Origin of the sequence: Mycobacterium zoologicum (genome assembly GCF_020181635.2) — a bacterium.
Taxonomy (GTDB): Bacteria; Actinomycetota; Actinomycetes; order Mycobacteriales; family Mycobacteriaceae; genus Mycobacterium; species Mycobacterium zoologicum.
This window is the reverse complement of sequence record NZ_JAYJJS010000014.1, coordinates 109,156-120,958: the sequence shown is the minus strand read 5'-3', so window position 1 is coordinate 120,958 and position 11,803 is coordinate 109,156. Positions and strand designations below refer to the sequence as shown.

The 11,803-nt window shown below is 68.1% G+C and carries 12 protein-coding genes and 1 pseudogene; 8 read left to right on the top strand and 5 right to left on the bottom strand.

What is annotated here, in order from left to right; translation table 11 throughout:
* Window positions 1-65: 65 nt before the first annotated feature.
* A complete protein-coding gene (locus K6T84_RS13350; RefSeq protein WP_224860136.1) occupies window positions 66-1,013 on the bottom strand; it encodes a hydrogen peroxide-inducible genes activator in 948 nt (315 codons plus the stop codon).
* Window positions 1,014-1,133: 120 nt separating this feature from the next.
* On the opposite strand from K6T84_RS13350, the gene K6T84_RS13345 reads away from it, so the two are divergent.
* Window positions 1,134-1,721, top strand: a complete 588-nt coding sequence (locus K6T84_RS13345; protein WP_224860135.1) for a peroxiredoxin — start codon at window positions 1,134-1,136, stop codon at window positions 1,719-1,721.
* 13 nt (window positions 1,722-1,734) lie between these two features.
* Window positions 1,735-2,274, top strand: a complete 540-nt coding sequence (ahpD, locus tag K6T84_RS13340; protein ID WP_224860134.1) for an alkylhydroperoxidase, AhpD family — start codon at window positions 1,735-1,737, stop codon at window positions 2,272-2,274.
* A gap of 20 nt (window positions 2,275-2,294) precedes the next feature.
* On the opposite strand, the pseudogene K6T84_RS13335 reads toward ahpD, so the two are convergent.
* A pseudogene (locus K6T84_RS13335) lies at window positions 2,295-2,543 on the bottom strand (DUF1810 family protein); the annotation flags it as partial.
* Between the two features lie 84 nt (window positions 2,544-2,627).
* Between K6T84_RS13335 and K6T84_RS13330 the strand changes: the two are divergent.
* Window positions 2,628-3,857 carry an alpha-hydroxy acid oxidase gene (locus tag K6T84_RS13330; protein ID WP_225399542.1) on the top strand — a complete coding sequence of 410 codons (1,230 nt, stop codon included), beginning with the start codon at window positions 2,628-2,630 and terminating at the stop codon, window positions 3,855-3,857.
* Window positions 3,858-3,862: 5 nt separating this feature from the next.
* On the opposite strand, the gene K6T84_RS13325 is transcribed toward K6T84_RS13330, so the two are convergent.
* Complete coding sequence (locus tag K6T84_RS13325; RefSeq protein ID WP_224860132.1) at window positions 3,863-5,329, bottom strand: sensor domain-containing protein; 1,467 nt, start codon at window positions 5,327-5,329, stop codon at window positions 3,863-3,865.
* Between the two features lie 184 nt (window positions 5,330-5,513).
* Here K6T84_RS13325 and K6T84_RS13320 point away from each other — a divergent pair, with 184 nt between their 5' ends.
* The 5 genes from K6T84_RS13320 to K6T84_RS13300 all read left to right on the top strand — a co-directional run bounded on the left by K6T84_RS13320 (window position 5,514) and on the right by K6T84_RS13300 (window position 10,533).
* Entirely contained in the window at window positions 5,514-7,337 is a 1,824-nt protein-coding gene (locus K6T84_RS13320) for an NAD-binding protein (protein WP_224860131.1), read from the top strand.
* A 48-nt stretch (window positions 7,338-7,385) separates the two neighbouring features.
* A complete protein-coding gene (locus K6T84_RS13315; protein ID WP_224860130.1) occupies window positions 7,386-8,021 on the top strand; it encodes an endonuclease in 636 nt (211 codons plus the stop codon).
* A 64-nt stretch (window positions 8,022-8,085) separates the two neighbouring features.
* Entirely contained in the window at window positions 8,086-9,321 is a 1,236-nt protein-coding gene (locus tag K6T84_RS13310) for an NAD(P)/FAD-dependent oxidoreductase (protein ID WP_225401866.1), read from the top strand.
* A 10-nt stretch (window positions 9,322-9,331) separates the two neighbouring features.
* Window positions 9,332-9,754: an MmpS family transport accessory protein gene (locus tag K6T84_RS13305; protein WP_224860128.1), complete on the top strand. Its 423-nt coding sequence runs from the start codon at window positions 9,332-9,334 to the stop codon at window positions 9,752-9,754.
* A gap of 11 nt (window positions 9,755-9,765) precedes the next feature.
* A complete protein-coding gene (locus K6T84_RS13300) occupies window positions 9,766-10,533 on the top strand; it encodes a CPBP family intramembrane glutamic endopeptidase (RefSeq protein ID WP_224860127.1) in 768 nt (255 codons plus the stop codon).
* Between the two features lie 7 nt (window positions 10,534-10,540).
* On the opposite strand, the gene K6T84_RS13295 is transcribed toward K6T84_RS13300, so the two are convergent.
* Together K6T84_RS13295 and K6T84_RS13290 are read right to left on the bottom strand one after the other, a co-directional pair.
* Window positions 10,541-10,834, bottom strand: a complete 294-nt coding sequence (locus K6T84_RS13295) for a GlsB/YeaQ/YmgE family stress response membrane protein (protein ID WP_224860126.1) — start codon at window positions 10,832-10,834, stop codon at window positions 10,541-10,543.
* Window positions 10,835-10,853: 19 nt separating this feature from the next.
* Complete coding sequence (locus K6T84_RS13290) at window positions 10,854-11,783, bottom strand: APA family fibronectin-binding glycoprotein (RefSeq protein ID WP_225401865.1); 930 nt, start codon at window positions 11,781-11,783, stop codon at window positions 10,854-10,856.
* Window positions 11,784-11,803: the final 20 nt, after the last annotated feature.

Genomic DNA, 11,803 nt, shown 5'->3' with positions numbered 1-11,803 from the left:
CTTACCGAGACGGGACTTCCACCCGCTAGTCCAGTCCAACTTGCAGGACGCAACATCTGTGCAGCCTAAACAAGGTCCTCGCGAACCAACTCGACCTGGTGGCCGGCCGCCACCACCTCGCCGATGACGCCCGCCAGCCTCCGGTAGGGCTCGTCGCGCCCGCTGGAGGCGCGAAACACCAACCCGATCCGCCGGCCCGGACGCGGGGCGGCGAAGTAGGCCAGCGCCAGCCGGCTGCGCTCGGCCTCCACCGGTACCGCGGTCTGCGGAATCAGCGTCACGCCCAGTCCACCGGTCACACACTGCACCGCGGTGGCCAGCGACGCCGCTCGGGTATTGGCCAGCTTGGCCCGCACGCCGGCGTTGCGGCAGATCTCCAGGGCCTGGTCGCGCAGGCAGTGACCTTCGTCGAGCAGCAGCAGCGGCAGGTCGGCCAGCTCAGCGGGTGGCACCTTGCGTTTGCCGGCCAGTGGATGGCCCGGCGGCAACGCCAACACGAAATCCTCGTCGTAAACCGGGATTTCGGTCATTCCCGCCGAGTCGGCCGGCAACGCGAGCAGGGCGGCGTCCACCGCGCCTTCGCGCAGGCCGGTGAGCAACCGCTCGGTCTGGTCCTCGATCACCCGCAGGTTCAGCTCGGGCAGCTGCTCGGACAGCCCCGCCAGCACGGCGGGCAGCACATAGGGCGCCACCGTCGGGATCAGGCCGAGCCGCAGGGTGCCCTGCAGCGGATCGGCCACCCCGGCGGCCGCGGCGGAGAATTGCGCCGCCGCATCGAGGACAGCATGGGCGTACGGCAACAACTGCTGACCCTCCGCAGTCAGGAACACCCGCCGGGTGGACCGCTCGATCAACTGGACTCCAAGCCCGGCCTCCAGAGACGACAGCGCCTGCGACAGGGTCGACTGGCTCAGCCCCAGCCCCGACGCCGCCAGACTGAAATGGTGCTTCTCGGCCACCGCGGCGAACGCCCGCAGTCCCGCCAGTGTCGGTTGATAGCTTGTATCGGGCATACCGATTAGTATAGTGCAAAGAATCACCTTTCATTTTTAATCTAGATCAGGCAGGATGGAGCCTGCGGGCGATGAACACGCCCCGAACACCGTTAAGACTCAAAACCACTGAGGAGTGACATGGCACTGCTGACCATCGGCGACCAGTTTCCGGCCTACAGTCTGACCGCACTGGTCCCGGGCGATCTGGCGAAGATCGACGCGAAGGGGCCCGAGGACTTCTTCACCACCATCACCAGCGACGACCACAAGGGCAAGTGGCGGATCATCTTCTTCTGGCCCAAGGACTTCACCTTCGTGTGCCCCACCGAGATCGCCGCATTCGGCAAGCTGAACGACGAGTTCGCCGACCGCGACGCGCAGGTTCTCGGGGCGTCGACCGACAACGAGTTCGTGCACTACAACTGGCGGCTCGACCACGCTGACCTCAAGACGCTGCCGTTCCCGATGCTCTCGGACCTCAAGCGCGATCTGGTCGAGGCGACCGGTGTGCTCAACGCCGACGGCGTCGCCGACCGGGCCACCTTCATCGTCGACCCCAACAACGAGATCCAGTTCGTCTCGGTGACCGCGGGCTCGGTGGGCCGCAACGTCGACGAGGTGCTGCGGGTGCTCGACGCACTGCAGTCCGACGAGCTGTGCGCCTGCAACTGGAAGAAGGGCGAGGCCACCCTGAACGTCGGCGAGCTGCTCAAAGAATCCATCTGATCGGAGACGTCCAATGAGCATCGAGAACCTCAAGAACGCGATTCCCGAGTTCGCCAAGGACCTCAAGCTCAACCTGGGGTCGATCGCCCGCACCACCGAGCTGAACGAGGAGCAGCTCTGGGGTGCCCTGCTCGCCAGTGCCGCGGCAACTCGCAACGCCACGGTGCTGGCCGAGATCAGTGCCGAAGCCGCAGATAATCTCTCGGCCGAGGCGTACCAGGCCGCCCTGGGCGCGGCGTCGATCATGGGGATGAACAACGTGTTCTACCGTGGCCGGCACTTCCTGGAGGGCGCCTACGACGATCTGCGTGCCGGTCTGCGGATGAACATCATCGGCAACCCGGGGGTCGACAAGGCGAACTTCGAGCTCTGGAGCTTCGCGGTGTCGGCGATCAACGGCTGCCAGGCCTGCGTCGCGTCCCACGAGCATGTGGTGCGCGAGGCGGGCGTCGGCCGCGAGGCGGTGTTGGAGGCCCTCAAGGTCGCCTCGATCGTGGCCGGGGTGGCCCAGGCGCTCTTCGCTGCACAAGCGCTGCCGGAGGGTTCCGCCTAGGGAACCGGTGCTGGCGCGGCTCAGTCGGATTCGGCGAGCCGCGCCAGCCGGTCCAGGGTCACCGGATCGTCCTCGCCGCCGTAATAGCGGTCGAGCACCTCACAGAAGTCGCGGTTGTCGGCGGGACAGGCGCGGACGAACAACGTCATACACGAGCGCAACTTGACGTCGTCCGGCCAGCCGAAGATCTCCTGGATCGACCGGTCGCGCACGGCGGTGACCAACTGTGCGCGCTCGCGCAGCCGCGACCCGAGCCGCCTGCGTCGACGAAACGCTGCGGCCGGTACGGAGCCGCTAGGGAGGCAATCACTCCTACGCTGGGATAACCAAGGCCTGCAGCAAAGGAGTCAGCAGTGGCGGCGATAGAGCGACGGTTTCCCCGGTTCCGTGATCTCGCACCGCTGATCCGATTCCGCCGGCCCCGGCTGAATCGCACCGCGCAGCGCCTGGATGCCGCGCTTACCGTCGAGGACCTGCGCCACCTCGCAAAGCGGCGCACCCCCAAAGCGGCATTCGACTACACCGACGGTGCCGCCGAGGACGAGATCTCACTAGCGCGGGCCCGACAAGCGTTCCGCGACATCGAATTTCACCCCGCAATCCTGCGCGACGTCTCAAGCGTGGACACCAGCCGCGAGGTGCTCGGTGCACCTGTGGCGTTGCCGTTCGCCATCGCGCCCACCGGATTCACCCGGTTGATGCACACCGCGGGCGAACTGGCCGGCGTGCGCGCCGCGCAGTGCGCCGGCATCCCGTTCTCGCTGTCGACGCTGGGAACGGCGTCCATCGAAGACGTCGCCGAGGCCGCGCCGGATGCCCGCCGCTGGTTTCAGCTCTACATGTGGCGCGACCGCGACCAGTCGATGGCACTGCTCAAGCGCGCCGCCGATGCCGGCTATGACACCGTGCTGGCCACCGTCGACTGTCCGGTCGCCGGGGCGCGGCGGCGCGACTCCCGCAACGGCATGGCCATCCCGCCGGCACTGACCCTGCGCACGATCGCCGACGCCGCCGTGCATCCGCGATGGTGGTTCGATCTGCTGACCACCGAACCGCTGGCGTTCGCCTCCCTGGACCGGTGGTCGGGCACGGTGGCCCATTACATGGACACCATGTTCGATCCGAGTCTGACCTTCGATGACCTGGCCTGGGTCAAGTCGCAGTGGCCGGGACGCTTCGTGGTAAAGGGCATTCAGACCGTGGCCGATGCCCGCGCCGTGGTCGATCTCGGCGTCGACGGGATCGTGTTGTCCAACCACGGCGGCCGCCAGCTCGACCGTGCGCCGGTACCGTTCGCGCTGTTGCCCGAGGTGGCGCGCGAGGTCGGCCGCGACACCGAGATCCTGCTCGACACCGGGATCATGTCCGGCGCCGACATCGTCGCGGCGATCGCCCTGGGTGCCCGGTGCACCCTGATCGGACGGGCCTACCTGTACGGGCTGATGGCCGGCGGGCAGGCCGGGGTGCATCGCGTCATCGACATCCTCGGCGAGCAGATCCGGCGCACCATGCGGCTTCTGGGAGTCAGCGAGCTCGCGGAGCTGTCACCGCAGCACATCAGCCGGCTAGGGCCCCACCGGTAACGGGCTCAGTACGAGGGAGCGTGGGCCACCAGCGCCGAGATCATGTTCGTGATGACGCCCGCCTCATCGGTGATGTGGCCACCGCAGGCCTTGACGTCGATCGCCGTGTCGGCCACCGCGTTCAGCACCCGCTGGCAGGTGTAGCCGTCCGGGCCCAGGGTGAACGTCTGCGAGATCCGCGGCGAATCACCGACCACCGGTCCGATCACCCAGCTGTAGCTGGCGTTGTCGGGATAGTTCACGGTCACCGTCTGGCCCTCGCAGCCCCGCCACTGTGGCAGCGAACGCTCCACGAAGGCAGCCGCCGCACCGGACTTCGACGGGAACGTGGCTACGTCCTGATCGACGAAGGGCTTGCCGTTGACCCCGGCTCGTTCCAACCCGCCGGGCTCTTCCAGCACCGCCCACGTCGCCCGGGTGGCCTGACTGTCCGCGTAGATGAGATCCATACCCGGATAGAGCACGCCGACGCAGTCCGGCCGCGATGCGTCGATCGAAGCGCCCTGTTTGAAGTTCTCCCCGTCGGACTCCACGGTCGCCATCCCCGGGGCGTGCATGACAGCCGAGACGTCCGCGTCGGCGGCCAGCAGGGGCCCCGACTCCGGCGACGAGGTCCGCTGATGCATGACGCCCACCGTGCCCGCACCGGCCAGTACCACCACCGCGGCGCCGGCGGCCAGCAGCTTCGTTCTCCTGGACCACCAACCGGATTCGGAAGCGTCGGCCTCGTGATCGCGATCATCGGCCCCGGCCGGGGGCACGATCACCGGCCGAGGACCGGTGGTCGAGGCGACCGGCATTCCGATGGTCGGGTTGGTCAGCGTCGGGTTGTAGGTCTGCAGGATGGCGTCGATCTCCGGGATGACCACCGCCGCGACTTCGGACCGATCGCGCAGCCGATTCAGCAGTTGGACGATGTCGGCGCAGACGGTCGGGTCGCGGCGGTCCTGATCGAACCGGTACCGCAATTCGCGGACGATCTCCAGTTGCTTCTGATACCCCAATTCCGGCCGGGAGATGTCCACGGCGAGCCGGGTCAGATATTCGAACGGCACCGCCGGTTCCGGCGGCAGCGGCACCGGCAGCGGTACATGACGGCGCGAGAGCGCGTGCAGGGCATCGGCCAGCCTGCGGTCGCCACTCTCACGGTCCGGAAACGGAATGTGTTGCGTCGCAGCAAAACGCGTGACCCGCACGTGGTCCAACGGGCCGATCTGAACGGGAAGCACGGGCCGCTGCAGCGCTTGGGCGTATTCCAATTCGATTTGGCACGGCTTGGATTGCACCGAGTTGTTCGACAGCGCGACGACGAACACCGAGCAGTTGCGGATGCGGTCCAGGATGGTCTGCCACCACACGTCGCCGCCGTCGAGTTCCCGGTCGAACCACACCTGCCGGTCGACCGTGCGCAGAAAGGCAACCAAGGGGTCAACCAACGCCCGATCGTGGCTGGCGTAACTGACAAACAACATGGTTTCCTCCGCGCGCGCATGTGTCCGCCGTAGCGTACCGAGTACCCTCCGGAATACCAGACTGCTGGTTGATAACAGTCGTCCTGATTCCGGGTTAGTGTACGAGGGCATATCTGCCCCGCTGCGCCGAACGGCGCAGTCCGCGCTGCGGCGAAGCGTGCCCTACTGCGAAGGAGAAACATCGATGACCGGTCCTTCGGCCGAGCCCAGCGCCCCGGGTGAGGTGGGGCGTGACGCACCGCCATCGGAGACCTTTCAGCACAGGTTGCTGACCGGGCTGACCGATCCGCACTGGTATTGGTTGCTCATTCCGGCCGGGATCACGGCCTTCCTGCTGGGACTGTGGGGCTACGGGACCTACGAGGGCGGCGACCACTCCCTCTCCGACGCCGTCTATGGCGCGTCGAAACTGTTCTTCCTGCACGCCGCTCCGCAACCGGAGAACCACGTCGGCCTTGCGCTCGACATCGCCCGATTCCTCGCGCCCGTCGTCGCGGGGTGGGCGGCGCTGATCGCGTTGGTCTCGGTGTTCCGCGATCGGGTGCAGCAACTGCTGATCCCCTTCAAGCACGAGCACGTGGTGGTGTGCGGACTGGGCTACGCCGGGTTCGAGTTCGTCCGCAAGCTGCGCGCCGCGGGCTACCAGGCGGTGGTGATCGAGTCCGATGAGGGCAACCCGCGAATCAGGACCTGCCGCAACTGGGGCTACCCCGTCGTCATCGGGGATGCGCAACTGGCCGCCACGCTGGAGTCCGCCGGTATCCGCCGGGCCGCCCGGCTGCTCGCGGTGACCTCGGACAGTGTGGCCAACACCGAGATCGTCACGCTGGCGCGGAGATTGACCGATCGTTCCGCCGGAAGGTCGAGGTGGGCCCGCGGCCGCGCCGGCCAGCGCGTCCTGCGCTGCCTGGCCCGTATCGACGATCCCGGACTGTGCGTGGCGCTGCGCATCGGGGAGTTCAACCGCGGTGACGACCAATCCGTCGTCGACTTCTTCAACATCGACTCCATCGGGGCCCGCCTGCTGCTGACCAAGCATCCCGTGCGGACCCAGCAGCGACCCCACCTCGCGGTGGCCCACCTCGACGGGGTCGGCGCAGGCGTCGTCTTCCAGGCCGCCCGGCAGTGGCACGACGCTCGTCAGGACGACCAGCCGCTGCTGATCACGGTGATCGACGACCACGCCGCCGACAAGGTGGCCGCGCTGGTAGCCCGGCACCCGGCACTTGACGAGATCTGCCGGTTCGCCTGCTCGTCGGCTTCGATCCGGGATATCGATCTGCTGGCGCAGCGCACCGACGCGCCGGTCACCCAGGCCTACGTGACCGGCTACAGCGATACCCGCAACGTCGAGACCGCATTGAACCTGCAGCGGTCCCTGGCCGACTCGGTGCCGGTGGTCACGACGATCTCCCGGGCCTACGGTGTGGCCGAACTGCTCGAGGAGAAGGCCGCGCTGGGTGGGACCGGTGTCGCGGTGTTCCGGACCTTTCAGGAGACCTGCAGCGTGGAGCTCATCGAGGGTGGGTCGCTGGAGGCCGTCGCCCACGAAATCCACCGGCGGTACTGCCTGATGCAGCCCGAGGGGGCGCCCGCTCCACCGGCGTGGCCGGATCTGGAGGACGCGCTGAAGCGTTCCAGCCGGGCCCAGGCCCGTCACATCGGGGTGAAGCTGCGCAGCATCGGGTGTGTGATCGCGCCGCTGCGCAACTGGCAGGCCAAGGACTTTCAGTTCACCGACGCCGAGATGGACAAGCTCGGCACCATGGAGCACGACCGGTGGATGCAGGAGAAGCTCGCGGCCGGCTGGACCTACGGCGAGACCGAGGACCGGGCGCTGAAGAAGGATCCGCACCTGGTGCCGATGGACCAGTTGGAACCCGAAGTAGCCGAGGTGGACCGAATCTTCGTGCGAGCGATCCCGGCGATGCTGGCCGCCGTCGGCCTGGAGATCATCGATGTCGGCCGGACCGCGCCGCGGTATCCGGGCTGCGCGCTGTCGCACTGACGGACCACACGCTGTTTGAGCCGTCGGCGATGCGGGTACACCGGGGCAGTGCACAACCACAAAGACCTGGTGCGGCGACTGCTTCGACGCGCCGGCAGCACCTACGCGCAAGAGGCCGGGATCCGGTTGCGCAACCAGCCGATGCCCCTGTTCCAGCTGCTGGTGCTGTGCCTGCTGGCCGGCCAGCCCACCGACGCGGCCGTAGCGGCCCGCGCCGCCCGAGAGTTGTTCCGCAGCGGATTGCGCACCCCGCACAAGATTCTCGCGGCTGATCGCAGTGCCGTGCTTCGGGCGCTGACGCGAGCCCAGTACCGCCGATACGACGAGAGTTCGGCGACCGCTCTGGTCGAGATCGCCGCGACCGTTCAGGAGGATTACCGCGGGGACCTGCGCCTGCTGGCCGAACGCAGCGGGCGCGACACCCGATCGGCCACCGCGTTGCTCAAGGGATTCAGCGGAATCGGCGACGCCGGTGCGGAGATATTTCTCCGCGAAGTCCAAGACGTCTGGCCGTGGGCCCGCTCCACCTTCGACGACCGTGCGCTGGAGGCCGCCCGCGATCTCGGGTTACCCGGTGACGCAACCGAACTCGGAGCCCTGTCGCTGGGACGCAATGCCGAGCTGGCCGCAGCCCTGGTGCGTTACTCCGCCGACGCCGACGTCCGCGCCCGACTGGCCGACTGACCGGACGCACCAAACCGATCCCCGCTAGGCTGGCCGGTGACGTCGGCGTAGAGCGGAGAACCTCATGTCAGCATCCACTACATTCGTGATCGTCGGAGGCGGCCTGGCCGGAGCCAAGGCAGCAGAAGCGATGCGCGCCAAGGGTTTCGACGGGAAAATCGTATTAGTCGGTGAAGAGCAACATCTCCCCTACGAACGCCCGCCGCTGTCCAAGGAGTTCTTGGCGGGCAAGAAGAAACTCCCCGACTTCACGGTGCACGACCAGGAGTGGTACCGCGAGCACGATGTCGACCTGCGGGTCGGCACTGCCGCGGTGGGGCTGGATTTGGCCGCACACACCGTCAGCCTGTCCGACGGCACCGGTGTCGGCTACGACAAGCTGCTGCTGGCCACGGGGTCACGGTCGCGACGGGTGCCGATCCCGGGCGCCGATGCCAAGGGCGTGCATTACCTGCGTACGGTTGACGACGCGGAGGCATTGGATTCCGCGTTCAGCGCAGGCAGCCCGTTGGCAGTGATAGGTGCCGGCTGGATCGGGATGGAGGTGGCGGCCAGTGCCCGCCAACGCGGCATTGACGTCACGGTGGTGGAATCGGCTGCGCTACCGCTACTGTCCAGCCTCGGCGCAGAGAACGGTGAGGTCTTCGCCGACCTGCATCGTCAACACGGCGTCGACCTGCGCTTGGGGTCGGCGGTCGCGGAGATCACCTCGGCCGGCGGTACGGCCAGTGGTCTGCGACTGGGTGACGGTACCCAGGTCAATGCCGGCGCGGTGCTGGTCGCCGTCGGCGCCCAGGCCAACATCGAACTGGCGGAGCAGGCCGGTCTTGCCATTGCTGACAGAGGTGTGTCGGTCGATGCCGGGCTGCGCAGCAGCGACCCCGACGTCTATGCGGTCGGTGATATCGCCGCCGCACAGCATCCGGTGCTGGGCGCCCGAATCCGCATCGAACACTGGGCGAACGCGCTCAACCAGCCAGAGGTCGCGGTGGCGGGAATGCTCGGCGAATCCGCCGAATACGATGCGCTGCCATATTTCTTCACCGACCAGTACGACCTTGGGATGGAATACGTCGGCCACGCGTCCGGAACCTCCCGGGTGGTGTTCCGCGGCAATGTGAGCGGGCGCGAATACACCAGTTTCTGGCTGGCCGACGACAACCGTGTCCTGGCCGGGATGAACGTCAACATCTGGGAGGGCCTCGACGACATCAAGGGCCTGATCCGGTCACAGGCACTAGTCGACCCCGATCGACTGGCCGATCCGAAGACACCGTTGCCAGGGACCACGGCGGGATAGGGTGACCGCCATGACTGTTCACCTGTCACCGGGCCGGATGTCCCGCAGGGCAATGTCGCTGCTGGCCGGCGTCCTCATGGCCTCGGCCACCATCGCCAGTATCCCGACGGCCGGCGCGACCCCGGACCACACCAAGGTGCCGGTCCGCTACGACCTGACCGGCACGGGCGTCGCCAGCTACGTCACCTACCAGGTGCAGAACGGTCAGGCGCACGCCACCGATGTCGCGCTGCCGTGGTCGATCCAGCTGACCGGCTCGATGACGAATGCCGTCAGCCCGGCGTCCTATTCGCTGAGCGCGCAAACAGCCGGACCCGGTGCCCTGACCTGCACCGTCACCGTGAACGGGAAGGTCATAAGCCAGAACACCTCCACCGGTGACCCGGCCCGGGTGCTCTGTGAGACGCACGGCCCAAGTAAAGATCGCGAGTAGACTCGCGGCCAATGCCTGGCCCCGACCTCGCAGTGCCCGCAGTTCATCACCCATTGGTGCCCCAGCTGTCGGCGCTGCATCAGTTCCGCGCCCACGTCGACGTCGCCGTCGTGGTGGTGGTGCTTGCGCTGGCCAACCTGATCGCCCACTTCACCACCCCCTGGGCTGCGGTTGCCACTGTGCCGGCCACCGCGGTCGGCCTAGTGTTCCTGGTCCGCTACAACGGCCTGAGCTGGGCTGAGCTGGGCCTGGGCCGCGCGCACTGGAAGAGCGGGGTCGGTTATGCCGCCGCCGCGGTGCTGATCGTGGTCTGCGCCATCGCGCTCGGCGCGCTGTTGCCCTGGACCCGGCCGATGTTTCTGAACAACCACTACGCCACGCTGTCCGGCGCACTGGTCGCGTCGCTGCTGATCATCCCGTTGCAGACCGTGATCCCCGAGGAGCTGGCCTTCCGCGGAGCACTCCACGGCGCACTGCACCGGGCGTGGGGATTCCGCGGAGTGGCCGCCGCCGGCTCGCTGTTGTTCGGGCTGTGGCATGTCGCCACCTCACTGGGACTGACCAGCAGCAACGTCGGCTTCACCCGCTTGTTGGGCGGCGGGTTCTTCGGCATGGTGGCAGGCGTGACGCTGGCGGTGCTGGCCACCGGCGCCGCCGGTTTCGTGTTCAGCTGGCTGCGCCGGCGCAGCGGCAGCATCATCGCGCCGATCGCCCTGCACTGGTCGCTCAACGGGGTCGGCGCCCTGGCGGCCGCCCTGGTGTGGCAGCTGTCGGCCTGAGCCGCCTTTACCTGCGGCGCACCAGGCCGACGATCCACAGCAGAACGATGGCCCCGCCCAGTGCCACGAAGAAGGTGAACCACCTGCGGCCGGCGTCGACATCGACGCCGAACCACTCAAGCAGCATCCCGCCGAGATAGCCGCCGATCACACCGATGGCGATGTTGAGCAGGATGCCCGACGGCCCACCGCTGATGATGCGGTTTGCGAACCAGCCGGCGATACCGCCGATCAGGATGTAGCCCAGCCAGCTGACCGACGTGGGAGTGGACAGCACGACAGCGAGATGGCTTAGGGCCATATCCGCCCTCAATCCGCGATCAGGCCGCCGGGGCCGCCGCGGGTGCAGCACCGGCCGCCGCGGGTGCAGCACCGGCGTCCGGTACCGGACCGCCGGGTGCCGGGGCGGCCGGTGCCACATCACCGGGCGCTGGGGCGGCCGGTGCCGGACCGCCGGGAGCCGGGCCCGTACCCGGGGCAGGCTCTGCCGCGGGGGCGGCGAGCGGGCGGATGGACTCGGCCAGCGCGATTGCAGCACCGGCGTCCACCGGGTTGTTGGCGGTTCCCAGCCACACCACGAACCACCGCTCGCTCTGCGGGCCGGTGCCGCTGGCCGGCGGCACGCCGATCACGCCACTCCAGATCTGGCCGACCGGCTTGGCCGGGTCGGTGAACTTGACCTCGTAGTAGGTGGCGCTCCCGGTCAACCCGCCGCCGGTGAGCGGCGCGCTGGCCTGGTTGGCACGGGTGCCCGGGAATGGCATGAAGAATTCGCCCATGTCCGAACCGAGCCGGGTGGCGGCCTTGGCGTTGTCGGTTTCAGCGCTGGCGTAGAGCCGCTGGTCCAGCTTGCCGAGCACGATCCTGGTGTCGTTGGCCACCGGCGCGGGCTGGCCGGGCAGCATCGACTCACCGGTCTTCTTGCTCAGCAGCGACGAGCCGTACTCGAGGTGGCTGGTGTCGGACTGCACCCAGCCAGCGGGCAGGACGTAGCTGAATCCCCCGGCGGTGTCGTCAACCCGGCCCACCTCGGGCGCGACCGCCTCGGGCGGCAGCGGGATCAGGCCCGCCGGTGGGGTGATCGGCTCTTCCGCCGGAGCCTCACCAGCCGGCGACGGCTGGGTCGGCGGGGCCGGGTCGGCATACACCGGGGCCGCTCCGACCAGCGCCAGAACGCCGGCGATCGCGGCGGCTGACGCCGCCGCCCGAAAGCCCCTGTGGGCCGCTGAGGTCAGGTCCACCTGTGTCATGGCAGAAAAATCTACCGTCT

What these genes read in the sequence shown, in the direction of transcription:
- K6T84_RS13350 (WP_224860136.1), bottom strand. Translation starts at nt 1,013, where the DNA reads ATGCCCGATACAAGCTATCAACCGACACTGGCGGGACTGCGGGCGTTC.
- K6T84_RS13345 (WP_224860135.1), top strand. Translation starts at nt 1,134, where the DNA reads ATGGCACTGCTGACCATCGGCGACCAGTTTCCGGCCTACAGTCTGACC.
- ahpD (WP_224860134.1), top strand. Translation starts at nt 1,735, where the DNA reads ATGAGCATCGAGAACCTCAAGAACGCGATTCCCGAGTTCGCCAAGGAC.
- K6T84_RS13325 (WP_224860132.1), bottom strand. Translation starts at nt 5,329, where the DNA reads ATGTTGTTTGTCAGTTACGCCAGCCACGATCGGGCGTTGGTTGACCCC.
- K6T84_RS13320 (WP_224860131.1), top strand. Translation starts at nt 5,514, where the DNA reads ATGACCGGTCCTTCGGCCGAGCCCAGCGCCCCGGGTGAGGTGGGGCGT.
- K6T84_RS13310 (WP_225401866.1), top strand. Translation starts at nt 8,086, where the DNA reads ATGTCAGCATCCACTACATTCGTGATCGTCGGAGGCGGCCTGGCCGGA.
- K6T84_RS13305 (WP_224860128.1), top strand. Translation starts at nt 9,332, where the DNA reads ATGACTGTTCACCTGTCACCGGGCCGGATGTCCCGCAGGGCAATGTCG.
- K6T84_RS13300 (WP_224860127.1), top strand. Translation starts at nt 9,766, where the DNA reads ATGCCTGGCCCCGACCTCGCAGTGCCCGCAGTTCATCACCCATTGGTG.
- K6T84_RS13295 (WP_224860126.1), bottom strand. Translation starts at nt 10,834, where the DNA reads ATGGCCCTAAGCCATCTCGCTGTCGTGCTGTCCACTCCCACGTCGGTC.
- K6T84_RS13290 (WP_225401865.1), bottom strand. Translation starts at nt 11,783, where the DNA reads ATGACACAGGTGGACCTGACCTCAGCGGCCCACAGGGGCTTTCGGGCG.